The organism is Collinsella sp. AF04-24, from assembly GCF_003465685.1.
GTDB lineage: Bacteria > Actinomycetota > Coriobacteriia > Coriobacteriales > Coriobacteriaceae > Collinsella > Collinsella aerofaciens_AP.
Genome location: NZ_QSBK01000018.1, coordinates 1 through 23,818, shown reverse-complemented (window position 1 = coordinate 23,818; position 23,818 = coordinate 1). Strand labels below are relative to the sequence as shown.

The 23,818-nt window shown below is 57.6% G+C and carries 26 protein-coding genes and 1 pseudogene; 18 read left to right on the top strand and 9 right to left on the bottom strand.

All coding sequences use genetic code 11. From position 1 onward, the window contains the following. Window positions 1-17: 17 nt before the first annotated feature. The 10 genes from pgsA (at window position 18) to hflX (ending at window position 10,149) form a co-directional block, all read left to right on the top strand. Window positions 18-566 carry a CDP-diacylglycerol--glycerol-3-phosphate 3-phosphatidyltransferase gene (gene pgsA, locus DWV32_RS07890; RefSeq protein ID WP_233540438.1) on the top strand — a complete coding sequence of 183 codons (549 nt, stop codon included), beginning with the start codon at window positions 18-20 and terminating at the stop codon, window positions 564-566. Between the two features lie 12 nt (window positions 567-578). Further along, window positions 579-1,109 carry a CinA family protein gene (locus tag DWV32_RS07885; RefSeq protein WP_117757810.1) on the top strand — a complete coding sequence of 177 codons (531 nt, stop codon included), beginning with the start codon at window positions 579-581 and terminating at the stop codon, window positions 1,107-1,109. 257 nt (window positions 1,110-1,366) lie between these two features. Further along, window positions 1,367-2,515 carry a recombinase RecA gene (gene recA / locus DWV32_RS07880; RefSeq protein ID WP_117757809.1) on the top strand — a complete coding sequence of 383 codons (1,149 nt, stop codon included), beginning with the start codon at window positions 1,367-1,369 and terminating at the stop codon, window positions 2,513-2,515. 11 nt (window positions 2,516-2,526) lie between these two features. Then, window positions 2,527-3,219, top strand: coding sequence for a regulatory protein RecX (locus DWV32_RS07875; RefSeq protein ID WP_117757808.1), 693 nt, complete (start codon window positions 2,527-2,529; stop codon window positions 3,217-3,219). Between the two features lie 257 nt (window positions 3,220-3,476). Continuing rightward, the gene (rny, locus tag DWV32_RS07870; RefSeq protein ID WP_117629182.1) at window positions 3,477-5,027 is read left to right on the top strand and encodes a ribonuclease Y; all 1,551 of its coding nucleotides are present in this window, start codon (window positions 3,477-3,479) and stop codon (window positions 5,025-5,027) included. 1 nt (window position 5,028) lies between these two features. Beyond that, window positions 5,029-6,114 (top strand): ATP-binding protein, encoded by a 1,086-nt coding sequence (locus tag DWV32_RS07865; RefSeq protein ID WP_117639870.1) that lies wholly within the window; start codon window positions 5,029-5,031, stop codon window positions 6,112-6,114. 74 nt (window positions 6,115-6,188) lie between these two features. Next, entirely contained in the window at window positions 6,189-6,506 is a 318-nt protein-coding gene (locus DWV32_RS07860) for a stage V sporulation protein S (RefSeq protein ID WP_006235982.1), read from the top strand. A 45-nt stretch (window positions 6,507-6,551) separates the two neighbouring features. Continuing rightward, entirely contained in the window at window positions 6,552-7,922 is a 1,371-nt protein-coding gene (miaB, locus tag DWV32_RS07855) for a tRNA (N6-isopentenyl adenosine(37)-C2)-methylthiotransferase MiaB (protein ID WP_117757807.1), read from the top strand. After that, window positions 7,922-8,860 (top strand): tRNA (adenosine(37)-N6)-dimethylallyltransferase MiaA, encoded by a 939-nt coding sequence (gene miaA / locus DWV32_RS07850; RefSeq protein WP_117639866.1) that lies wholly within the window; start codon window positions 7,922-7,924, stop codon window positions 8,858-8,860. The genes miaB and miaA overlap by 1 nt, the downstream gene beginning before the upstream one ends. After that, the gene (gene hflX, locus DWV32_RS07845; protein ID WP_117757806.1) at window positions 8,860-10,149 is read left to right on the top strand and encodes a GTPase HflX; all 1,290 of its coding nucleotides are present in this window, start codon (window positions 8,860-8,862) and stop codon (window positions 10,147-10,149) included. The genes miaA and hflX overlap by 1 nt, the downstream gene beginning before the upstream one ends. Here the strand turns inward: hflX and DWV32_RS07840 are convergent. Both DWV32_RS07840 and lexA read right to left on the bottom strand, forming a co-directional pair. Beyond that, on the bottom strand, window positions 10,134-10,838 hold the full coding sequence (locus DWV32_RS07840) for a heparan-alpha-glucosaminide N-acetyltransferase (protein WP_117639862.1): 705 nt from the start codon (window positions 10,836-10,838) through the stop codon (window positions 10,134-10,136). The genes hflX and DWV32_RS07840 overlap by 16 nt on opposite strands. Next, entirely contained in the window at window positions 10,838-11,482 is a 645-nt protein-coding gene (lexA, locus tag DWV32_RS07835; RefSeq protein ID WP_040359862.1) for a transcriptional repressor LexA, read from the bottom strand. The genes DWV32_RS07840 and lexA overlap by 1 nt, the downstream gene beginning before the upstream one ends. A gap of 163 nt (window positions 11,483-11,645) precedes the next feature. Here lexA and DWV32_RS07830 point away from each other — a divergent pair, with 163 nt between their 5' ends. From DWV32_RS07830 to dut, 3 genes are read left to right on the top strand one after another with little or no spacing between them, the layout of a single operon-like run. Continuing rightward, complete coding sequence (locus DWV32_RS07830; RefSeq protein ID WP_158566116.1) at window positions 11,646-12,095, top strand: LysM peptidoglycan-binding domain-containing protein; 450 nt, start codon at window positions 11,646-11,648, stop codon at window positions 12,093-12,095. Between the two features lie 51 nt (window positions 12,096-12,146). Then, window positions 12,147-12,590 (top strand): transcriptional regulator NrdR, encoded by a 444-nt coding sequence (nrdR, locus tag DWV32_RS07825; protein ID WP_117757804.1) that lies wholly within the window; start codon window positions 12,147-12,149, stop codon window positions 12,588-12,590. A gap of 4 nt (window positions 12,591-12,594) precedes the next feature. Then, window positions 12,595-13,038 carry a dUTP diphosphatase gene (gene dut, locus DWV32_RS07820; protein WP_117757803.1) on the top strand — a complete coding sequence of 148 codons (444 nt, stop codon included), beginning with the start codon at window positions 12,595-12,597 and terminating at the stop codon, window positions 13,036-13,038. Window positions 13,039-13,493: 455 nt separating this feature from the next. Here dut and DWV32_RS07815 read toward each other — a convergent pair whose 3' ends face one another. Next, window positions 13,494-14,795 (bottom strand): glycosyltransferase, encoded by a 1,302-nt coding sequence (locus DWV32_RS07815; protein ID WP_117757802.1) that lies wholly within the window; start codon window positions 14,793-14,795, stop codon window positions 13,494-13,496. A 118-nt stretch (window positions 14,796-14,913) separates the two neighbouring features. Here DWV32_RS07815 and DWV32_RS07810 point away from each other — a divergent pair, with 118 nt between their 5' ends. Further along, window positions 14,914-15,852: an NAD(P)/FAD-dependent oxidoreductase gene (locus DWV32_RS07810; protein WP_117757801.1), complete on the top strand. Its 939-nt coding sequence runs from the start codon at window positions 14,914-14,916 to the stop codon at window positions 15,850-15,852. Between the two features lie 154 nt (window positions 15,853-16,006). Next, window positions 16,007-16,618, top strand: coding sequence for a DUF1836 domain-containing protein (locus DWV32_RS07805; protein ID WP_187361847.1), 612 nt, complete (start codon window positions 16,007-16,009; stop codon window positions 16,616-16,618). Window positions 16,619-16,691: 73 nt separating this feature from the next. On the opposite strand, the gene DWV32_RS07800 is transcribed toward DWV32_RS07805, so the two are convergent. The 6 genes from DWV32_RS07800 to DWV32_RS07775 all read right to left on the bottom strand — a co-directional run bounded on the left by DWV32_RS07800 (window position 16,692) and on the right by DWV32_RS07775 (window position 21,545). After that, on the bottom strand, window positions 16,692-17,558 hold the full coding sequence (locus DWV32_RS07800) for a DegV family protein (RefSeq protein WP_117757800.1): 867 nt from the start codon (window positions 17,556-17,558) through the stop codon (window positions 16,692-16,694). Window positions 17,559-17,733: 175 nt separating this feature from the next. Continuing rightward, entirely contained in the window at window positions 17,734-18,855 is a 1,122-nt protein-coding gene (locus DWV32_RS07795) for an NlpC/P60 family protein (RefSeq protein WP_117757799.1), read from the bottom strand. Window positions 18,856-18,887: 32 nt separating this feature from the next. Next, complete coding sequence (locus tag DWV32_RS07790; RefSeq protein ID WP_117757798.1) at window positions 18,888-19,418, bottom strand: adenine phosphoribosyltransferase; 531 nt, start codon at window positions 19,416-19,418, stop codon at window positions 18,888-18,890. 40 nt (window positions 19,419-19,458) lie between these two features. Continuing rightward, entirely contained in the window at window positions 19,459-20,337 is an 879-nt protein-coding gene (locus tag DWV32_RS07785) for a MerR family transcriptional regulator (protein ID WP_117757797.1), read from the bottom strand. A 3-nt stretch (window positions 20,338-20,340) separates the two neighbouring features. Continuing rightward, the gene (locus DWV32_RS07780; protein WP_187361845.1) at window positions 20,341-20,775 is read right to left on the bottom strand and encodes an FHA domain-containing protein; all 435 of its coding nucleotides are present in this window, start codon (window positions 20,773-20,775) and stop codon (window positions 20,341-20,343) included. A gap of 65 nt (window positions 20,776-20,840) precedes the next feature. After that, the gene (locus DWV32_RS07775; RefSeq protein WP_117757796.1) at window positions 20,841-21,545 is read right to left on the bottom strand and encodes a CDP-alcohol phosphatidyltransferase family protein; all 705 of its coding nucleotides are present in this window, start codon (window positions 21,543-21,545) and stop codon (window positions 20,841-20,843) included. Between the two features lie 396 nt (window positions 21,546-21,941). Here DWV32_RS07775 and DWV32_RS07770 point away from each other — a divergent pair, with 396 nt between their 5' ends. From DWV32_RS07770 to DWV32_RS07760, 3 genes and pseudogenes are all read left to right on the top strand, one after another. Then, complete coding sequence (locus DWV32_RS07770; RefSeq protein WP_117757795.1) at window positions 21,942-22,670, top strand: lantibiotic protection ABC transporter ATP-binding protein; 729 nt, start codon at window positions 21,942-21,944, stop codon at window positions 22,668-22,670. After that, on the top strand, window positions 22,667-23,437 hold the full coding sequence (locus DWV32_RS07765; protein WP_117757794.1) for a hypothetical protein: 771 nt from the start codon (window positions 22,667-22,669) through the stop codon (window positions 23,435-23,437). The genes DWV32_RS07770 and DWV32_RS07765 overlap by 4 nt, the downstream gene beginning before the upstream one ends. Continuing rightward, window positions 23,437-23,818: pseudogene (locus DWV32_RS07760) on the top strand (lantibiotic ABC transporter permease); the annotation flags it as partial. The gene DWV32_RS07765 and the pseudogene DWV32_RS07760, both read left to right, overlap by 1 nt.

Below are 23,818 nucleotides of genomic sequence, written 5' to 3'. Positions count from 1 at the left end.
TCTTTATCCCGGTGTTCATGATCGTGTCGGCGCTTTCTCACACGAGTGTTGCCGGTACAGATTGGAGCACCTTCGACGGCCCGCTCGCCGCCGCTGCCTTCATTCTGTATGTGATCCTGTCGTGCACCGATAAGGTCGACGGTTATCTGGCGCGTTCGCGCAATGAGATTACCGACTTCGGTAAATTCTTGGACCCCATCGCCGACAAGCTACTTGTGTTCTCGGCCTTGCTGCTGTTCTTGGACTTTGGCGCCGTGTCGGTTTGGTCCGTGTTCATCATCTTGTTCCGCGAGCTGTTGGTAAGCGCCCTGCGCATGGTTGCGAGTGCCGCCGGCGTGGTCGTTGCCGCCGATAAGCTTGGCAAGTACAAGACGGCGACCACCATGGTCTCCATCTGCGGTTACCTGTGCGTCTTTGCGATGGCCGGTTTGCACCTTGGTCCGCTGTCGCTGACGCTCGGCATCTACTCGGTGTCGCGCTTCCTGTACGCCGTTGCCGTTGTCCTGACCGTTATCTCGGGCGCCCAGTACTTCTGGAACTGCCGCAAGATCGTCTTTTCGGTCTAGGTCCTGGTGGGTATGACGGACTCTTTTGAGCAGATTTCCGCACATAACGAGGAGCTGGCGCGCGATATTGTCGAGCGCGCGAGCGCCCGGGGCGTGACGGTTTCGACGGCTGAGTCGCTGACAGCAGGTATGATCGCCTCGACGATTGCCGATATCCCGGGCGCCTCGGCGGTGCTGCGTGGCGGTGCGGTGACCTACTGCGATGAGATCAAGCATCGCGTTTTGGGTGTTGAGCAGGAGACGCTCGACTGCTATACCGCGGTGTCGCATCAGACCGCGCGCGAGATGGCGGCGGGTTCGCTGGAGCTGTATCAGAGCGATATTTCAGTGAGCGCAACGGGTTATGCCGGCCCCGGCGGCGGCACTGAGGACGATCCGGCTGGCACTTTCTATATTGGCTGGGCGTATCGCGCGGCTGATGGGGAAGTGCCGGTCGTGGACTCTGTGCGCTGCCATTATGAGGGCGACCGTTCGTGTGTTCGTGCCCATGCGGTCGCGGAGGCATTGGGACGCATTGCCCTTGTACTCAACTCTATGGAATAGACGTGTTTTAAGGGGCCTTAGGGCCCCTTAATTGTGGAGATAGGGACCTCTGACGAATTTAGCGTTTGCGCTGGTTATGGGTGTATTCTTGCCTTCCTTGTTCTTATTCGGCCCTTTGTGGTCAAGCATTTGGTCAGTGTTTGGTCGGCGTTTGGTTGGGTTTTGGAAAGACTGCCTGCATATGATTGGCCTGAACGGTTGACCACGAACAGCCGTTCGTTTATTATCGATACAGGTTGTTAAGAGGAGGGCTATTCATGGCCAAGAATTCAGGTCCCGTACGTACCGTTCATGCACCCACGACGGGTAAAGAGCGCGATGAGATGATCGCCACCACCAAGGCCGAGATCGAGAAGAAGTTCGGTCAAGGCTCCATCATGAGGTATGGTGACGGCGGCCCCGAGCTTGAGGTCGAGGCCATCCCCACGGGCGCTCTGGCACTCGATGCCGCTCTGGGTATCGGCGGTGTGCCGCGCGGCCGTATCGTCGAGATTTACGGTCCTGAGTCCTCCGGTAAGACGACGCTTTCGCTCGAGATCCTGGCCGAGGCCCAGGCAATGGGTGGCGTGGTGGCATTTATCGATGCCGAGCACGCGCTCGATCCCACGTATGCCGCCCGTATTGGCGTGGATATCGACGAGGTACTGATTTCCCAGCCTGATACGGGTGAGCAGGCGCTCGAGATTGTTGACATGCTCGTGCGTTCCGGCGCCATCGATGCCATCGTCGTCGACTCCGTCGCCGCGCTGACCCCGCGTGCCGAGATCGAGGGAGAGATCGGCGATACCACGGTCGGTTTGCAAGCTCGTCTGATGAGTCAGGCGCTCCGCAAGCTCGCCGGCTCGCTGTCCAAGTCCAACACGACATGCATCTTCATTAACCAGCTGCGAGAGAAGATCGGCGTCATGTTCGGCAACCCTGAGACCACGACGGGCGGCCGCGCCCTTAAGTTCTTCTCTTCGGTGCGTATCGACATTCGCCGCATCGACAGCATTAAGCTTAAGGATGAGGTTATCGGTAACCGCGTGCGTGCCAAGGTCGTTAAGAACAAGGTGGCAGCTCCGTTCCGTTCTGCTGAGTTCGACATCATGTACGGTACGGGCATCTCTAAGGAGGGCTCGATTCTGGACATGGCTGTCGAGTGCGGCATTTGCAAGAAGATGGGCTCCTGGTTTGCCTATGGCGAAGACAAGCTCGGCAACGGTCGCGAGGCCGCCAAGGCGTTCCTGCGCGAACACCCCGATTGTGCCGACGAGATTGAGCATAAGGTCCGCCTTGCCTGCGGGCTTGAGTTTGATGACGATGCTCCGTCCGAGGTCGAGCTGACCGATCAGCCTGCGCCTGAGGAGTTTGACGAGCTTTACGCCATCGATGGTTCCGCCATGCTCGATGATGACGACGAGTAGCGGTTACGCTCATGTCGTATACGGTGACCGAGGCCACGGTCGTCTTTCCCGATAAGAAGGCGGCCTCCTCGTTCTCGAGCGGGTATGCGTCCAAAAAGCCTTGCGCACATATCGATTGTGAGCTTGAGGGCGGTTTTGAGCGGTCCATTTGGATTCCCGTGCGGGTCGCGCGCCTGTATGTCAAAAATCGCCCCGATCTTCCCTGTGATTGGGATAACTTTCGTGAAGCGGTGCAGCTCATCGAGCGTAAATGTGCACTTACCATGGTGACCGAGATGCTATCGCGACGCGACCATGCGACGGGTGAGGTCCGTGACAAGCTGGCTCGCTACGGCTTTCACCAGTCCGCGATCGATTTCGCCGTCGAGCGCGCCACCGAGTATCGCTTTTTAGACGAGAACCGCTTTTGCTCGTACTTTATCGAGGAACGCAAGCGGCGCGGTTGGGGACAGCGTAAAATCGAGACCGAGCTCAAGCGCCGTCATGTCGTGCTCGATGACATTCCCGGTTATCCCGAGGATTATTTTGCCGTCGAAGACGATTTGGCGCGTGCGTCAGCCCTGCTCGCCAAGCGGCGTGTTCCAGAGACGCGCGGATTCGAAAAACTGGTTCGGTTTTTGATGGGCAAGGGCTTCTCGTATCACATCGCCGCCGATGCCGTTAAGGCACGTCTTAATGCCGAACGCGAGGAATGTGCGGTTTAGGCGTATGCGTTTTGTGGCCCTGCCGTTCACCGCGTTTTAGCCGCCGTGCTGGGGCCATTTATTTGACAGTTGTTGTGGTTCAACGTACGATAAACACTGTCATTTGCTTTGTGATATGTGCTCATCTGTGATGAGTTTGTTTATATGTTTATCTGTATCCGACCCGCATAAGCTGCGCCCATATTACTCAAATGTCGCGAGCCGTTCGTAAGGACGGTTCGCTTTGTTGTGTAACGAATCCATAAAAAGGAGTGAGCATGCCTATCATCGCAGCGCTCGTTGGCATCATTTTGGGTGCCATCGCCGCCATTGCCTACATGCGCACCGCCAAGCAGGGTAGTCTTCACGAGGCCGACGAAAAAATCCAGTCGGCACACGCACAGGCTGAGTCCCTGATCGGTGATGCTAAGCGTCAGGCCGAGACCCTCAAAAAAGAGGCTCTGCTCGAGGCTAAAGAGGAGATCATCAAGAACAAGCAGGCCGCCGAGGCCGAGGACAAGCAGCGTAAGAACGAGATTCGTACGCTCGAGAACCGCGTGATGCAGCGCGAGGAATCCCTCGATCGCCGCAACGACGCTCTCGACAAGCGCGAGCATCAGCTGTCCAGCCAGGCCGGTCAGGTCGAGAAGCGCTCCCGTGAGCTCGAGGAGCTCTGCGCAAAGCAGACCTCCGAGCTCGAGCGTATCGCCGACCTTACCCGCGAGGACGCCCACAAGGAGCTCCTCGATAAGGTTCGCGGCGAGGTCACCCACGAGGCCGCCACGATCATTCGCGAGTCCGAGCAGCAGGTTCGCGCCGAGTGCCACAAGACCGCCCAGGAGATTCTGTCTCTGGCGATTCAGCGCTGCGCTGCCGACCACACTGCCGAGGTCACCGTTACCTCCGTGCACATTCCCTCTGATGACCTCAAGGGCCGTATCATCGGTCGCGAGGGTCGCAACATCCGGACCTTCGAGCAGGTTTCCGGCGTCAACCTCGTGATCGACGACACGCCCGAGACCGTCGTTCTTTCGAGCTTCGACCCGGTCCGTCGTGAGACCGCCCGTGTCGCCCTCGAGAACCTAATCGCCGACGGCCGCATTCACCCTGCCCGTATCGAGGAGATGTATCACAAGGCCGCCGACCTGGTTCAGCAGCGCGTGCGCGAGGCTGGCGAGCAGGCTGCCTTCGATACCGGCATCCACGATCTGCACCCCGAGATCGTCAAGACCCTTGGTGCCCTGCGCTACCGTACCTCGTTTGGTCAGAACGTGCTTCAGCATTCCCTCGAGGTCTCTGATCTGTGCGGCGTGATGGCTTCCGAGCTTGGCCTGGACGTTGTGACCGCCAAGCGCGCCGGCCTGCTTCATGACCTGGGCAAGGCAATCGACCACGACGTCGAGGGCCCGCATGCCGTCATCGGCGCCGAGCTTGCCCGCCGTTATGGCGAGAAGCCCGTTATCGTCCACGCTATTGAGGCTCACCATGCCGATGTCGACCCCAACACGGTGCTCGATGTCCTGGTGCAGGCCGCCGATGCTGTCTCTGCCTCTCGCCCCGGTGCCCGTCGCGAGTCTGCCGAGAACTACATCAAGCGTCTTGAGAAGCTCGAGGAGATCGCCAACTCCCATGACGGCGTCGAACGTACCTATGCCATGCAGGCCGGTCGCGAGGTCCACGTCATGGTCCAGCCGGACAAGATCTCCGATGCCCAGTCCACGGTTCTGGCTCACGATATCGCCCATCAGATCGAGGAAGAGATGGAGTATCCCGGTCAGGTGCGCGTCGTCGTGATTCGCGAGAGCCGCGCTGTCGATATCGCTAAATAACATGAGCGACGCGAACGAGCTCATCTCATTTATCGCGTCGATGTCGGGGGAGGGCAACCTTCGCGTCGAGGAGAACCTTGGCGAGGGGTATGTCCGCCTCCGCGTTTCGGAGGCCGAGCGGCGCCAGGCTAAGCACGACATTCAGCATGTCGAGGACATCGTCATCGAAATGCTCCGTAATGCTCGCGATGCCGGCGCCGACAAGGTCTATCTCGCCACGACCAAGGAAGATGGCGTCCGCACGCTTGTCTTTCTGGATAACGGTTCTGGCGTTCCGCAGGATATGCAAGAGCGAATCTTTGATGCCCGCGTTACCTCCAAGCTCGAGAGCATGAAGATGGACCGTTGGGGCGTTCACGGTCGTGGCATGGCATTGTTTTCGATTAAGCAGAACGCCGACGAGGCCCGTGTGGTCACGTCCGGCGTCGATCTTGGTTCAGCCTTCAAGGTGAGCGTTGCGGCCGACCGCCTCAGTGAGCGTGCCGATCAGTCCAGCTGGCCCCAGGCCGTCAAGGATGAGGACGGACGTTATGTCTGCGCTCGCGGTCCACATAATATTATTCGCGCTGCTTGTGAGTTTGCGCTCGAGGAGTTGCGTGGTTGCGATGTCTATCTCGGTTCTCCGTCTGAGATTGCCGCGACCCTTTATGCTCAAGCGTCAAGTCGGCTCGATACGTCTCGTCTCCTGTTCATTGATGACGAGAGCGAGCTTCCGGTTGTCGATCGTTTAGGCCTTGCTTCTGATGCCGAGGACTTTATCCGTATTTGTTCGGGTTTGGGTCTTGAGATGTCCGAGCGCACGGCCCATCGCATTTTGGCAGGGCAGATTAAGCCCGTTCGCGGTGTGACCGCGCGTCTGCTGCGCGAGCGTGATTCGTCCTCGCATGCGCCGACTCCTGTCGATCTCGCGAAGGATCGTCGCGGGCTACGTATTGCCAAGGATGACATGGCACAGTTTTCGCGCGCTGTGGAACGCGACTTTAATGACCTTGCCGCCCGGTACTATCTCAACCTTTGCGGCGACCCAAAGATCCGTGTTTCGCGTGATCGAATCACCGTGACCTTTGATCTTGCCAAAGAGGAATAGTGCCTTTACCGAGTCCACTCGGTACGATACAGTTGTTGCAGTTAAAACGTACTTTTAAATGCAGGAGTTTCTTCATGGATTGCCTGAAGGTATCAAGCAAATCATCGCCCGCGTCCGTTGCCGGCGCCATCGCCGGCATGGTCAAGGATGGTGTACCCGTCAACATCCAGTGTGTCGGCGCCGGTGCCGTCAACCAGGCTATTAAGGCCGTTGCTATCGCGCGCGGTTTTTTGATTCCAACCGGTTTTGATATTTCCTGCGCGCCCGTGTTCTCCGACATCCTCATTAACGGGGAGTCGCGCACGGCCATCCGCCTTTCTATCTACGTTCACCAGATCAATCGAGCTGCTATGGATAACGTCGTCATGGATGATGTTAAGCCTGTGGCATAGCTTCTGCTTGCCTTGTTTCGCTCCCCATCGTTAGGACTTATGCACATGGACCAGCGTTCCGTACGCGATATTCTTGCCGGTAAAACCTACTTTATCCGCACCTTTGGCTGCCAGATGAATCAGCACGACTCCGAGCGTGTGAGCGGTCTGCTTGATTCGTATGGCTGCCTCATGGCGCTCGATCCCGCGCATGCCGATATCGTTGTCTTCATGACGTGCTGCGTGCGCGAGGCCGCCGATACTCGCCTGTACGGTCAGTGCAATTCCTGCAAAAGCCTGCCGCCTTCGCCTTCGGGCAAGCGCGTGGTTGCCGTTGGCGGTTGCATCGCGCAGCGCGATGGCGAGGGCCTGCTCACCAACGTCGATAACGTCAATGTCATCTTTGGCACGCATTCCATTGCACATGTGGCCGAGCTCATTGCCGAGGCGTTCCGTGATGGTAAGCGTCATATCCGCACCAATGAGCATGAGGATACGGATGTCATGAGCATGCCGTGGCATCGCGAGACTCAGTATCACGCCTGGGTGCCCATCATGACGGGCTGCAATAATTTCTGCACCTATTGCATCGTGCCGTACGTGCGCGGTCGCGAAAAGAGCCGCCCCTTCGAGGAGATTGTCGACGAGGTGACCGGTTTGGTGCGCCAGGGCGTGCGTGAGATTACGCTGCTGGGCCAAAACGTTAACTCATATGGTCGCGATCTGTTTGGCAAGCCGCGTTTTGCCGATCTGCTGCGTGCCGTGGGCAATACGGGCGTGGAGCGCATCTTCTTTACGTCTTCGCATCCCAAGGACCTGTTGCCCGAGACCATCGACGCCATGGCCGAGACGCCTGCCGTTATGCCGCAGCTGCACTTGGCCGTCCAGTCAGGTTCGACGCGGATCCTCAAAGAGATGAATCGCCGTTATACACGCGAGGACTATCTGGGCCTTGTCGATCGCATTCGCAACCGCATGCCCGATATCGCGCTCTCGACCGACATTATCGTTGGCTTCCCGGGTGAGACTGAAGAAGACTTTGAGCAGACGCTCTCACTTGCCGAGACGGTCCGCTATGCTCAGGCCTATACCTTCATCTATTCCAAGCGCGCCGGTACCCCGGCCGCCGAGATTGACGATCCTACGCCGCATGAGGTTATTCTCGAGCGTTTCAACCGTCTGGTTAAGGTTATCGAGACCACGGCACACGAGTATAACCAGGGTGAGCTTCATACTGTGGTTCCGGCGCTCATTGAGGGAACGAGTAAAAAGAACGACGCGGTCCTGCTGGGCAAGAGTCCCAAGAATCAGACCGTGCATGCGCCTATTCCCGAGGGTTACAGCATCGATCAGCTTGTTGGTAAGATCGTTGATGTTGACGTTGACGTTGCCAAGACCTGGTATTTGTCCGGCTCCGTTGTGGGCGAGCCGCGCTAATGGTTTCTCCCGGGGCAGGTCTTTCCGCCGTTGCGATCGTCGGTCCGACGGCGGTTGGTAAGAGTGATGTTGCCGACCGTTTGGCAGCTCGTCTTTCGTCCGAAGTGCTGTCGTGCGATGCGATGCAAATCTATCGCGGCATGGACATCGGTACCGCAAAGATGGCGCCCGATGAGTGCACGGCGCCGCTGCGTCTCGTCGACATTGTAGAGCCGGGTGTGGCATATTCTGCTGCGCTTTATCAGGCCGACGCTCGCGCGCATGTTGAACGTCTCCTTGGTTCGGGTTGCCTGCCGGTTTTTTGTGGAGGTACGGGGCTGTATCTCAAGGCCGCCCTCGATGAGATGGACTTTCCCTCGGGTGAACTTGAGGACGATCGTCGTGCGGGCTATCAGGAGCTTGCCGAGCGTATTGGCGAGGAAGAACTGCATGCCTTGCTTGCCGAGCGCGATCCAGAATCGGCTGCTGTTATTCATCCCCATAACGTGCGCCGTGTGATTCGTGCGCTCGAGATGCATGATGATGGCGTCTCCTATGCGCAGCAAAAGTCGCAGTTTAGTGTTCCGCACGAGCATTATCATGCCCTTTGGTTTGGTCTGACGCGTAATCGCGAGGTGCTCTACGAGCGCATTAACCAGCGCGTCGATCTGATGTTTGAGCAGGGTCTTGTCGATGAGGTCCGCGGTCTTATGGGCCAGGGGCTGGGAGATGCCCTGACGTCGATGCAGGCAATTGGCTATAAAGAGATCATTGATGCTTTCAATGGCGTGATGAGCATGGATGAGGCTCGCGAACTCATTAAGATGCGTTCGCGTCGTTATGCCAAGCGTCAGCTTTCGTGGTTTAAGCGCGATGACCGTATCGTGTGGTTTGATATGGATGAATGTACGATCGATGAGGTCGTTGAGGATATCCTGCATCGTATTGAGGCTGCCTAATGCCCCGTTTCCCCCTTGTTCCCACGGCACCCGAGCCCGAGCGTGCCATTTTAGTTGGTGTTGAGTGGCGCGACAATGCATGGCCGCTCGATCGCTCGCTTGATGAGCTGGAGCGTCTTGCCCACACAGCTGGTGCCCAGTGCGTGGCACGCTTGTCGCAGCGTTTGGTAAAGCCGTATCCTAAATCGTTTATCGGTTCCGGTAAGGTTGAAGAGCTGTGCGGCCTGGTGCATCGCATGGATGCCGATGTCGTTATTTTTGACGACGACCTGACCCCCTCGCAGCAATCCTATTTGGAGAAAGCCGTGGGCGAGCCGGTAAAGATTATCGATCGTACTGCACTGATCCTGGATATCTTTGGCCTGCATGCTCAGACGCGTGAGGGACGCCTGCAGGTACAGCTGGCACAGCTTCAATATTTGTTGCCTCGCCTGCGTGGCATGTGGAGCCATCTCGCTAAGGAGCAGACGCGCGGCGGCATCGGCTCACGTTTTGGTCAGGGCGAAAGTCAGCTCGAGGTCGACCGTCGCCTCATTCGTAATAAGATCGCTGCGCTTCGTCGTGAGCTCAAGCAGGTTGAACAGCGTCGCGATGTTCAATCCAAGAGTCGCATTGAGTCCCCGGCGTTTCGCGTCGCGTTAGCCGGTTATACCAATGCCGGTAAATCGACGTTGCTCAATCGTCTGACCGGCTCTACGGTACTTTCGCAGGACAAGCTGTTTGCTACGCTCGACCCGACGACGCGTTCGTATCGTCTGCCCGGCGGTCGCGGCATGACGATTACCGATACCGTCGGCTTTATTCAAAAGCTGCCGCATGGTCTGGTCGATGCCTTTAAATCGACGCTGTCCGAGGTTTTGGGTGCCGATCTAATTCTCAAAGTCGTAGATGCGTCTGACGAGGACTATGAGCGGCAGCTGGAGGCTGTCGACCGCGTGCTTGATGAGATCGGCGCCGGAGAGCGTTTAACGCTGATTGTATTCAATAAAATCGATCTTCTCGATAGCGTCGATCGATTGAGTTTCCGTCGTCGCTATCCGGAGGCCGTTCTGTTCTCGGCCCAAACGGGCGAGGGGCTCGACGATCTCGTCGACCGGATTGCTCGCGAGGCAGCTGCCACCGATGTGTTGCTCTCCGCTGATATCCCGTATCGTGAGGGCGCTCTCATCACGCTGGTGCATGAGCAGGGAGCCCTTCTGCATGAGGAATATCTCGAGGACGGCGTTCGCATTGTGGCGAAACTGCCGGCTCGTATTGCACCGCGGCTCGAGCGTTATCGCACCGAGTAGACGATCTCCAAAATGCCCAGAATGATGGGCTGATGCAGCAGATAAAAGGGGAGAGCGTGACGTCCAAGGCTGGCGAGCGCCGGCAGGGGGTTGGCGTAGGCCCAGCTAGGGACGGTCTTATCGATACTCTTCGCTATGTGTGCGGCGAAGTATCCTGCAAGATACATAAAGATAAACGGGATGATGGGGTAGTAATCACCTGAGACAAACCCAGGGCTCGGAAATCCCAGCCACGCCAGGTAGGGGACAGGGTAGATCGTTTTGGGGATGCTCCAGGTGAGGGCGAACAACACAAGGCATAGGGGCATGCCCCATCTCGCCGTTATCTTCTTAAGGACGGGATCGGTCAACGCCACGATGCCGGTGCATGCGGCCATGCAGTAGATGATGCCAAAATTAACCGAATCGTCGAATGAGACAAGTGTTGTTGCCAACCAGACAACGAGTGCTGCTAAGGCGTATTTGGCGGCACGTTTGATATTGTTGCGCGAAAGAGTGCACATCCAACCCGCGATAAACAAAAATACCCAGCTGATGCTGGCGCGCCAGACGTCTTGAAAGACAGTCTGGGTAAACCAAGGCATATCCCAGCCGTACAGGTAGGCGAGATCATAGCAAGCGTGAAAACCTGCCATAGAAATCATCGTAAACCCGCGGACGGTATCAAAGATGGTGATGCGTTTTTGCATTACGAGAACCGGCGCATTAAACCGACAACTTTACCCAAAATAACGGGGTTCGTCGCATAGATGGGCTCCATAGTGTCGTTCTCGGGCTGCAAGCGCACGCGCCCCTGCTCCTTGTAGAACGTCTTGACGGTCGCTGAACCATCAATCATGGCCACGACAATTTCGCCGTTCATGGCACTCTTTTGTTCACGGACGATGATGTAATCGCCATTGAAGATGCCGACATTGATCATTGAGCTCCCATGCACCTCAAGGATAAAGGAACCCTGATCAGTGGCGATTTCGGTCGGGATAGTAAACGTGTCTTCAATATTCTGCTCGGCCAGAATAGGAATCCCTGCCGCGACGCGACCAACGAGCGGTAGCGAGACCGTTCCGCGAGGTGCGGTGGGCTCGTCAGATTTAGAAATTGAGACAGAGGAACCGTCCTCGTTAAAGAGTTCCAGGGCGCGCGGTTTGGTGGCATCGCGCTTGAGTAGCCCGCGCGCCTCCAGGGCAGAGAGATGGGCGTGCACGGTGCTGGGGGAGGAAAGGCCCACGGCAGAAGCCATCTCGCGCACGCTGGGCGGATAACCCTTCTCCTGCTGATATTCCTTGATGAAGTCGTAAATTTGCTGCTGACGCTTGGTAATTTTGCGAGCCATCAGGGCATCCTCTCTACCCATGTCAAACAAATGTTCGAATTTTGCTTGACAGGAACAACTGTTCGAAGATAATAATAACCGAACATTCGTTCTCGCGCTAGACATTTTTGTCCGCGCGGCTTGATAAAACTGTTCTCAGCAAAACACGCGAGAGGAGAACATGATGAACGTAACGAATATGGTCCAGGGAAACCTCGCCCTTAAGCTCGAGACGCCTGCAGAACCCACTTTTACGGTTGTTCAGGGTGGCCGCTCCGGCTTTCAGCCTTTGACCGTAAAGCCTGCGCGCAATCAGCAGGCTGTAGTCGCGCCGGCCCGCGTTGCCCTGAAGGTTCCGACGATTGTCGCCGTCGCCGTTGCGCTTACGCTCTTCTTTGTCCTCGCTATGTCGGTCTTTAGCGCTCGTCACGCCGCGTATGCCGAGTCCGTTTCCAACATTACCTACGGGACCATTCGCGTTCAGCCTGGCGATTCTCTTTGGTCGCTTGCCGAAGAATATCCAATCGAAGGCCTTTCCACGCAAGAGACTTCCGACATGATCCGTAGCGTCAATCATCTGGAGCATGGTTCGCTCGCCGCCGGTGCGCATCTTAAGGTTCCTGCTCGTTCGTAATCATTATCGCGCTGCGCATGGTACCCTTGTTATCGTTTAAGAGGAGGTACCATGCGCTGTCCCAAATGCGGCAAGGCACATACCCGCGTCGTTGATTCCCGTATGCAGGAGTCAAATAACACCATTAAGCGCCGTCGCGAATGTTGCTCGTGTAACTACCGCTTTACAACGTTCGAGCGATGCGAGGACCCTATCGAGGTCATTAAGTCAGACGGAACCAAGCAGCGGTTCGATCGCAATAAGCTGCTCGTCGGCTTGATGCGAGCCACCATCAAGCGCGATATCGACACTAAGAAGCTCAATGAGATTATCGATGACATCGAGGTCGAGCTGCGCTCTCGCACGCTGACGGCCGTCACGTCCCATGAGTTGGGTGACATGGTGCTCAAGCGCTTGGCCAAGATCGACAAGGTTGCGTACATCCGTTTTGCCTCGGTCTACCGTGATTTCAAAGACGTCGATGAGTTTCTGCATGAGCTCGACAAGCTAAGGTGATTCCATGTCCAACATTACCGTCAACATAAAGCGTCTCGACCCCACCGTTGAGCTTCCCAAATACGCCCATCCCACCGATGCCGGCTTGGATTTGCGCTCCAACGAGGACTGCGTCCTGAAGCCCTTCGAACGCCGTCTGGTCTCTACTGGGCTGGCCATCGCTCTGCCCGATGGCTACGCCGGCTTCGTCCAGCCCCGCAGCGGCTTGGCCATCAAGCAGGGCCTGTCTATAGTCAACACGCCGGGCCTCATCGACGCTCACTACCGAGGAGAACTCAAGGTTATCCTCATCAACCTGGATCCCTCCAATAACATTCAAATCAATAAAGGCGACCGCATAGCCCAACTCGTCATCCAAGAAGTCCCCACGGTCAACCTCATAGAAGTAGAAGAACTAGACAAAACCGACCGAGGAGCCGGCGGTTTCGGTTTTAGCGGCGTATTGTAATGTCCGCTCACCCGTGGGAGGCCCCCTATATATCATTCCATGCTCAAACATTCTCGCTGCGCTGCGAAACTGCGCGTGGAACGATATATAGGGGTCTCCCACGGGTGAGCTACGTTTACTTGCTAGCGGCTACGCCGGGTTCGCCCCAGTTAGAGCCTGCGAAGGTAGAAACAAATAATCTAATAACAGTTAGTTGATACGACAAAGGAACTGTTCCTTTGTCGTATCAACTAACCAGTAAGAATAATATTGTTACAAGCAAGAAGCCTCCCGTTCGGGGCTCACCCATATCGTTCCACGCGCAGTTTCGCAGCGAGCGCAGCGAAGCGAGAATGTTTGAGCATGGAATGATATGGGTGAGCCCCGAACGGGCGGGATTAGTGCGCCCTGCGCAGCGAGAATGTTTGAGCATGGAATGATATATGGGCGGCTCCCGCCGAGCAGCGGACTATCGCCTAGCGGATATGCGCTGGCTTGCCGCCCCAGTAGAAGCGGCAGAAGGCTCGTTTGCGCTTTTGGGGTTTGCCTACGAGCTCCATGGTTGCGATGGCTATGTCTTCGGCTGCGTGGGGGCGGCGTAGTACTTCGCCGTTGATGAGTAGGGCTTTGAGTGATTCGGGATGGTCGTGCAAGTGACGTAGGGTAACAATGAGTTCTCGTGCCGTGGTGACGTGCATGCTGGCGCCCATGCCGGTGAGCATCGTGGTGTTGGCCTTTTCCTGGCCATAGGACTTGCCCAGCAGGATCATCGGCAGATGTGCGCATAGGCACTCGGTGACGGTGAGTCCGCCCGATTTGAGAATTGCCAGGTCGCAGCCGTGCATAAGCGCTGCCATATCATCGACATAGTCAAGAACCGTGACGTTCTCGAGTTTCATGGCATCGAAGAGTGTCTTGAGGCGGGCGGCGTATTCGGCGTCCTTGCCCGGCAAAAAGACGAAGTGCATGTCCTCGAAGCTGCGCAGGAAGGGGAGTGTGTGGTCCATCGCCGCGCGAAAGCGAACGTACGGTTGAGGCAAACTGGCGCCGGCCATTACCAGCACGACGGTCTTGTCGGTGGGGAGGTTGAACTTGGCTAGCTCTTCCTCGCGATTGTAATCCGTGTCGAATCCGGCGCGAATAGGAATGCCGGTAATGCGAATCTTTGTCTCGGGCACCTTGCGCGGACGTAGCGTTTCGGCCATAAATTCGTTGGCAACACAGAATAAATCGGTGTCCTTGTGGGGCCACCAGCCCTCGACTTCGTAGTCGGTCGGCACGCAGATGACCGGATAATCGATACCCGTAATTACGCGGGCGCCCACGGCGACATTGGCTGCTGTGATGTGCGTTGCGACCACGGCTATGGGCCTGCGGCTACGAATATATTCGTTGAAGGCGGGGAACATAATTCGCGACCATGCTGTGCCGCCGCCCCAGAGCAGATGTCCCGTAAGCGTATATCGCCAGGTCAGGTCGTAAATGGGGCGCGTGGCTCCCGTAAAAGAAGCCGCGGTTTTATTGCCGTCGAATTTAATACGTCCAAAATCAAGGATATCGAGTGCTTCAATCTCAACATCCTCGGGGATGCCATTGTTGCCGCGGATGAGGTCGAATGCCTGCGCAATCGCATTTGCGGCGGCCTTGTGGCCCGAGCCGACCGAGGCGTGCACGATGGTCACGAGAGGTTTTTGCTGAGCCGAGAGCGTGGTTTTCTTCGATTGGGGAGTGCTGAGCGTAAGCAGGGGAGCGTCGTCGCTCGTCTGCGTCTGATCCATCGATAACTCCCCTTCAGCTTTGTAATACGGATTTATCATTGTAGTGCATGAGTGTCACGTTCACGTAAATTTGGGTACGAGCGCAAAGAACGACAACGTTTCGACGAAAGGACGCTTCATGACTACCGATAAGCCGATCGATGTTGCGATTATCGGTGGCGGCCCCGCGGGCTATGCTGCCGCCATTTATGCTGCGCGTGCCAACCTGACGACGACCGTGATTGAGCAGGGCATGTCGGGAGGGCAGATCGCCACAACCAATGAGGTCGAGAACTATCCGGGTTTCCCGCTCCTGAGTGGCGCCGAACTCGGCGAGCGTTTTCAGCAGCATGCAGAGGGCCTGGGAGCACAGGTTACATGGAGCATGGTTACGGGTATCGATTACGATGCCGATGCAGCGTTGTTTACGGTGCATCACGATATGGGCGATACGCTGGCCTCGAGCGTTATCGCTTGCATGGGTGCCACGCCGCGTCCGGCAGGTTTCGCAGGCGAGGATACGTATCGCGGTCGTGGCGTTTCGTATTGCGCGACGTGTGACGGCATGTTTTTCCGCGGCAAGCAGGTTTTTGTAATCGGTGGTGGCAATTCGGCATGCGAAGAGGCTCTGTTCCTGTCCGACCTTGCCAACAGTGTGACCATCGTGCTGCGCCGCGACCAGTTCCGTGCGCCCGATGGTGTTGTTCAGAAAGTACTCGCAAAGGACAATATTACAGTTAGGTACCAAACTAGTATTGTGGAGCTATCGGGCGAAGCCATGCCAGCGACGATTACCTTTAAGGACAATGCATCCGGCGAGACTCATACCGAGTCATTTGAGCCCGGCTCGTTTGGCATCTTTGTCTTTACCGGAACGCAGCCCCATACCGAGCTTGTTGAGCATCTAGTCGATCTGGCGCCTGATGGCGGCATTCTGACTGATGAATCCATGGCGACCCGCACGCCAGGTCTATTTGCCGCTGGCGATATCCGTTTCAAACGTTTACGCCAGGTTGTGACCGCTGTTTCGGACGGAGCCATAGCGGCAACGAGCGCATACGCGTTTCTCCGTGGATAAGTACGATAATATATCTTATGTAAGGTTGCTATCTTTACACAAAGTGGTTGGACGATGCATCAATGTGTTGTCCAACCACTTTTACTTGCCGGCTATGTGGTATGCAAAACTAGATAACCTAGAATACAATATAGAAAATGAACGGAGGACCTTTATGAACCACGTTAAACACGTTATTCCGATGTCCGATTCGTCGGTCAGTATTAAGCCTGAGGATATTCAGCCCACGGTGCTACCCGATGCATTCATTCAGTCCGATATCGTGCGTAAACTCAATACGTTGAGTCTGCCGCGCTATAACCAGTTGCCCAATGTGACGCTCTACCGCGACCAGGTCATTGAGTATGTTGCGCTGTGGATGGAGCCGCTGTCCATTTGCGTTGAGCACCCTGTCATTACGCCATCGATGATCAATAACTACGTGAAGGTCGGCCTGGTGCCTGCTCCGGTCAAAAAGCAATATGGCCGCGAGCAGATTGCCCGCCTGATCGCTATCTGCCTCTTTAAGCAGGTGTTACCTATTGCTGCGGTGCAGGCACTCTTTAACATTCAGCGTTTGAGCTACGATGCCCCGACGGCCTTCGATTATGTGGTCGATCAGCTCGAGGCATCGATTCGTTCGACGTTTTCCGTCGAGCAGACGCCGGTTCCCGATACGGCGCATCAGGTAACGCGTGAGTCGCTGCTTGTGCGCAGTGCGGTTTCATCCTTCGTTTCGAAGGCGTACCTGATGAGCTATCTAAAGTTTAATGGGTTTAATAGCTAGCCGACGTATAAAACGGGCGGAGCAAAGGGTCATCTGTCACTTTGTCCCGCCCGTATTTTTGCTTGGTTGGACTTTATTGGCCCGAAGCCACGTCCATGCCGTAGCCGATAATAAGACCGTGCATCTCGGCGTAATAGGAATCCAGGCCGTTGCAGGGCATGATGATAGTCTTGGAGCCGGGCCAGCGCTCCACAATGCGGCTGGCAAGTGCCTGGGCGCCTGCCTCATTCTCGACATGGTCGATGACGACCTCGCCGCCCGTAAAACCCTCGGCTTCCATGGTGTCGATGATCTTGTTGAACATCTTCTTTTCGCCACGCGTGTGTCCGACGAGTTCGATTTTACCGGCCTCACTCGCCGTGCCCAAAATGCGAATATTGAGCTTGTTGGCAATGACGCCGGCTGCCTTAGGGATACGTCCGGCTTTGGCCAGGTTTTCGTAATTGCACAAGCTGAAGAGGATTTTGCTGTTCTGCTCAAGGCTATTGAAGTATGCGCAAGCGTCCTCGAATGAGACATCCGGATTGCTTGCAAGATACCGGTCGAATAGCAGTAAGATCAGGTCCATTTTGCCGCCGGCTCCGCGTGAATTGACCAAATGAATTTGACGGTTCGGCTCCTCGGCAAGAACCAAATCGCGTGCCGTGGCGGCGGCGTTATAGCTCCCCGATACGCCCTCCGAGATGGGCATACAAATCGTCTTGTCGGCAAGCCTAAAGAGTTCGGTCCACTCGCCTACGCTCGGACAGGCGCTCGAAGAAGCGCTCGACTCCGCCTGCACGGCGCAATTGAGTTCGTGAACGTCGAGCATGAGGTCATCGACGAACTCGCGCTCCCCCACTCGAATTTTGAGGGGTGCAAATGCAAAGGTGGTATGGGGCGCGGTCGGTTGCCAATCGCGGAGGTTACAGCTCGAATCGGAGATAAGTGCCCAGCTCATAGAGGGTCCTTTCTATATGCTTCTCAATCATTATAGCTATATTGCTCACCGATGAAGCGTGCATCTAGTATTGAAAACTAGCACATTAGGATCATGTATGGAGCACGGTCATAAATAAATGAACCTCGCAGCTCAAAGGCCACGAGGTTCACCTTCGTTCGCTATACAGAGTGACTTAGTAGCGCACGAAAATGTAGTTGTTGTTCATACCGGCTGCGACGGAACTGATGATGACGCCCGTTTTGTAGTCGGAAGCATGGATCATCTGACCATTACCGATATAGATGCCGGTATGGTAGGAGTTAACCACAACATCGCCGGGTTGCGGATCGGACACACGGGTCCAACCCATGAAGTCGACCGTGGTGCCCAGACGGCAGTAGCGTCCCGTGAGGCAATAGCTTACAAAACCGGAGCAGTCAAAGCTGTTCGGCCCAATGCCACCCCAAGAGTAAGCGTATCCGAGCTTGCTATAGGCACGCGAAACAACGGAACCGCCGTCAACGGACTGGCTCGGTGCGGAAGGCGTCGGAGCCGGAGCCGGAGCCGGAGCGGGCGTCGGGGGCTGCGGAGTGGGAGCGGGCGCGGGCGTGTTTCCGCCGCCGTCGTTGGTCGTACCGCCACCCTTGTTGGTGTTCTCGCTCGTACCGGCGGTGTCGTTGCTCACCGTGGCCTTTTCGGCGGTGCTAGCATTTATGCCAGCCTGCAGCGCGGCGTTGGCCTGGGCCTCGGCAGCAAGCTCGGCCTGCAACTGTGAATCCAGGGAGTTCACGACACTCTGGGCTTCAGCCTGCTGGGCGTTAAGCTCATCGACCTTCTTTTGCGTGGTGGCGACGTTCTTCTCCTGCTCGGCCTGCTTATCGGTGAGCTGCTGCTTAAGCTCCTTGACCTCTTGAATGGTCTGAGCCTGCTTATCGGAAACTTTGCCGTAGTAGAACAGACGGTTGAGCATATCGCTCAGGTCATCGACGCCGGTCAGAACCTGAAGCAGGCTCAGACCGCCGGTTTTGTACTCGCCGGCGACATAGGTCGAGAGCTTGGCCTGACCGTCAGCGATCTCCTGCTGCTTTTGCGTGATCTCGCCAGCAGTCTGATCGAGCGCCTGCGTCTGCGTGGCGAGCTCATCGTAAATCTGCTGGGTTTGGGTACCGATCTGCTCGAGCTTCGTACGAGCAGCGGCAAGGTCGGATGCGGTATCGGCGTAGGCAGGAGCCGCGAGGCCCAAGCCCAAAACACAAGCGAGGGTTGCCGTAGCAGCGCAGCGTGCCATGTTTTTGTGCGTGTTTGCTGTGCGCATGTAGCTTCCTTTCCAGTAACTAAGGGTAACGGCTAGTCCACCGTCACCAGGCTAAAGAGCTCAACATCGTCGTCAGTCGGCGTGAGCTTCTCGCGCGGGTTGAGAAACGCAAGCTCAAGGATACACCCGTAGCCCACAAGCTTTGCGCCCATATCTCGCACAAGTTTACCTGTTGCCTCGACGGTTCCGCCCGTCGCGACCAAGTCGTCCAGAATCAACACGGTATCTTTAGAGGTAATGGCATCGGCATGGATCTCGATAGAGTCGGTGCCGTATTCGAGCTCATAGCTCTGGCTCACCGTCTTGCGGGGTAGCTTGCCCGGTTTACGTGCGGGAACAAAGCCGGCACCAAGGGCCACAGCCACCGGTACGCCAACCATAAAGCCACGGGCCTCGGGACCCACGACCTTGGTGATCCCCATGCCGGCAAAGTGCTCGGCGAGGGCATCGGTCATGGCTTTGAGCGCCTCGGGATTGCCAAAGAGCGGCGTAATGTCTTTGAAGATGACTCCGGGCTCGGGATAGTCGGGGATGTCGACGATTTGAGATTCGAAGTCGTACATTGCATGACCTTTCAATGGGTTGCCGGATAAGCGGTAGCTGTTATTTGCCCGCGGTGACAGTGTCGGATTGCGAAGGGGCGACAACCTTGAGCGGCTTTACGAGAGAATCCTCGTGTGAAGCCGGCGCGGCAGTTTCTTCGTTTTTGGCCTTGGTGGACTCGGAGCGAGCGATTTCTTCATCGAGTGCATCGATGTCGGCATCCTCGACCACGGCGTTGAGCGACTCAAAAACGCGGTTCTTGAGCAGTGCCGTATGCACACCCTCGGTGAGGTCGTGAAGCTTCTTAAACGCACGCTCGAGCTTGGCGTCGCGCTCGTCATCGGAGGTATCCATTCCGAGCATGCTCACGAGCACCTGCTCAAACATCGAGGACTCGCGGTTGGCGGAAGACACGTACTGACGCAGGTTGCGCGGCTCGATATGGAAGCGTGACAGCTCGGAGCAGTAGCGGATGATCGGAAAATCGCGACCATCGACGAGCTCACGGTTCTGCGGACTCTTGATGATGCGAATGAGGTCGTTCTCGGCGAGCGAGCGGATAAACGAGATCTCGACGCCCAACATATCGGGAATGGTCTCGATGGGATGCAGCTTTTGTTTAGTCTCCTTGGGCTCCGTCTTGAGTGGAACATCGGACAGCAAGCCCACCTCGTAGGCGAGCGTTGACAGGTCCGTGGCGTTTTCCAAGCGCTGCTTAATCACGTTGAGCGGCATGTAGCGAGTCTTCTGCAGGTGCAGAATGACCTCCAGGCGATCAACGTCCTCCTTGGAGTACTGACGGTATCCCTTAGGCGTACGATGAGGGGTAATGAGCCCCTCATCTTCTAGAAATCTAATTTTTGAGTTCGAAAGATCGGGGTATGCGCCTCGAAGTAGGTTGACGACTTGGCCGATACTCAGATAGTTGCGTTCGGCCATGCCCTACTCACCGGTTTCGATGCGCTCCGGCGTGCTCTCGTGGTAGATGAGCGTAAACGTACCGATCTGAACGGAAGAACCGTCGTGCAGCGGGGCCGCGTTGACAATGGCACCGTCGACCCAGGTGCCATTGAGCGAGCCCAGGTCCTCGATGCGGGCGCCGAGGCCCTCGCGAATAATGCGCGCGTGGCTGCGCGAAACGGTCATGTCATTGAGGAAGATGCCGTTCGCAGGATCGCGGCCGATGGTGGTCACGTCGTCCTCGAGTTCAAAGGCGGCACCAGTCTGCGGACCCTTGACGATGGACAGAACGGGGGCGGTGATGCGCACGTTGGCCATGAGGTCGGGAACGGTGACGTCGCTTGAAGGCACGCGGAATACGCAGGTAGCGTCAGCAGTCTTATCATTCTGAGGCATATTGTTAACCTTGTTGTCCATGACAACCCCTATCTAACGCGGCCACGCCGCAAAGAATGAACCGTACGTAATCATACCCCAATGAATCAGTCTTCGATTTCGGGGTTAAGAAAGTCGATGTCCTCGTCCTCGGGATGCGCGATGGCCTGTTTAATGGCCGCCCCGCCCTTAATGGAATAGATGACCGCGGTGAGCATGGAGAAGATGACCCCGCCGTATACAAAGAAGATGCCGAGAGGCACCGAGCTGCCGTTGAGGCCCGGGAATGCTGTGAACGTGGCGGGCAGCAGATGCCAGCCGTCGATGACGGGGAACCCAAGCAGCATGAGCGAGAAGCCGGTCATAAGCAGCGCCGTGGCAATCTTGCCGGGAAAGACGACGTCGATGGGACGACGGTGATAATGGCGCACGATGAGCGTGCCGATGCCCAGGTAGATATCCCGGCCGATAATGAGCACGCAGACCCAGATGGGAAGCTCGCCGCGGACCACGAGACCCAGCACGCCGGTAAACAGCAGCGCACGGTCACAGATGGGATCCATAACCTTGCCGAGCCATGAGACCGTTTTGGTCATGCGGGCAATCTGACCGTCCATCCAGTCGGTGGAGGCCGCGATGGCATAGATGACAATGGCGACGACACGGTTGTTGTCCGTCACAAACAGGTACAGGAAGACGAGCGTGAGGATCAGGCGCGTAAAGGTGATGAAATTGGAGATCGTAAAGATCTTATTCGACGGGTAATCGGAAGTGCCGATAAGCTCCTTTTTGATCTTCTTCTTGATGCCCACAGGACTCCCCCGCTGGTAAACGACAAAACTTTCGATACTATACCCGTTCTGGCGATGTCTATCCAGCGTAAGCATAGAGAGTCCAGACATATGGAGGATGCTACTGGGTTGTGCGGGATTCTGCATTTGTGTACATCAGCCTCCAAATATGACAATTTTCGGCATCTTTGATGGCTTATGTACACGTTTTGATTCGGTGATTACATCGATCGGGAAAGTTGTTGCCTTAAGCAAATTAATCATGATGTGCGGGTCGAGAAGGGCTAGCGCCAAAAGAACCCAACGGCCGTTACGGCTTCGTTAGAAACGCGCCCCACCATGGATGGTGAACCCGAAAGGTATGGCGCGCGGGCACGGTGGCTCGGCCCGCGCGCCCGGAAGAGAAAGGATAAACCCATGGGTTACATGCTCGAGACGCGCGGGCTCACCAAGCGCTTCGGCCGCGGCGACCAGGCGCAGGACGCCGTGACCGACGTGAGCCTTCATATCCGCGAGGGCGAGGTGTACGGGTTGCTCGGCCCCAACGGCGCCGGCAAGTCGACAACGCTCAAGATGATCTGCGGGATGCTGCGGCCGACGGCCGGTGAGATCCTCTTTGCCGGGCACGCCTGGCGCCGCGAGGACCTCTACGCAATCGGCAGCCTCATCGAGGAGGCGCCGCTCTACCCCAACCTCACCGCGCGCGAGAACTTGCGCGTGCGCACCACGCTGCTGGGCCTTCCCGAGAGCCGCATAGATGAGGTGCTCGCCGCCGTGGACCTCGCGGACACCGGGAAGAAGCGCGCCGGGCGCTTCTCGATGGGCATGCGGCAGCGCCTGGGGCTCGCGCTGGCGCTGATCGCCCGGCCACGCCTGCTCGTGCTCGATGAGCCCACCAACGGTCTCGACCCCATCGGCATCGAGGAGCTGCGCGACCAGATCCGCGGCTTCGCGGCGGCGGGTACGACGGTGATCGTCTCGAGCCACATCCTCTCCGAGGTGCAGCAGATGGCGGACACCATCGGCATCATCTGCGGGGGGCGTCTCGCCTACGAGGATGCGCTTCGGCCTGGGCAGGACCTCGAGGAACTCTTCATGAGCTTCTGCCGGGAAGGGCGACGAGCGCGCGGGGAGGTGGCGGCATGACGGGCGAGAAAAGCGGCCTGCTCGCGGGTCTGCGAGCCGAGGCCCTGAAGTCGCGCCACGCGGCGCCGGTTCGCCTGGCCGTGCTCATGGCGCTGCCGATGCCGCTGCTCGGCGCGTTGCCCTACCGGGGCGTGCAGATCTTCAGCGCGTGGAACTACTGGTACGCGCTCTTCCTGCCCGTGTCTCTCTCGCTCGTGGTGGCGTGCGTCGCGCGGGCGGACGCTCGCACGCGGATGCGGGGGCTTCTGGGCCTGGGCTTCCCGCTCGGACGCGCCTGGTGGGCCAAGGCGCTCTGGTGCCTCGCACTCTGCACGCTCTCGAACCTCGTGGTCTTCGGCATCTACCTCGCGGGATCGGCGTTCTCCTCGCAGGGCCTCACGGCCGCGGGTACGCTCACGATGCTCTTCTGCGCGCTCGTCAACACGGTGACCGCGGCGTGGATGATCCCCGCAGGGCTCTTTCTCACGGTGCGGCTCGGCATGCTCGCGGGCATCTTCTGCCCGCTCGTCGCGCAGCTCGTGGGTGGGTTCGCCTGGTCGTTGGTGCCGTTGCCGCAGCTCTTTCCGCCGTCGGCGAGCATGGTCATCCCCACGAGCTTCATCCCCGTGCTGCCGAGTGGCGAGCCACTCGCGGCGGACATGGCGCTCGGCGGGGCGCTCGCGGCGGATGGCATGCTCACGCTGGCGGGCCTTGCGGTCAGCGCGCTCGCGTTCGCCGCGCTCACGGCGGCGGGCGCGGCCTGGTTCGCGCACTCCGAGGAGAGGTGATGGCCATGTCACGAATCTCCGACCCGACGCCGCGCATGACCCTCTCGCGGGCCCTGCTCTCCGAGGCCCTGCGCCTGGCGCGCTCCCCGCTCGCGGCGGTGCACCTCGTCTGCGGCCTGGCAGCCGGTCTTGCCTGCGGCGAGTACTTCTCCGTAGCCCGATGGGACCCGGCGCTGGGCGCGGACGCCTACGCCCAGTTCCTCGGCGCCCTCATGCCGCTCATGTCCGCCATCGTCTGCGGGCTCGCCGTGGACGAGGAGCGCGCTGCCGGGCGCCTCGCCAACCTTACGGCGGTCCCCTCGCGCGGGCGCGCCGTCGCGGCGAAGCTGCTCGCCCTTGCGGCGCTCGGCGCCGCCGCGCTGGCCGTGGCGCTCGGCGTGT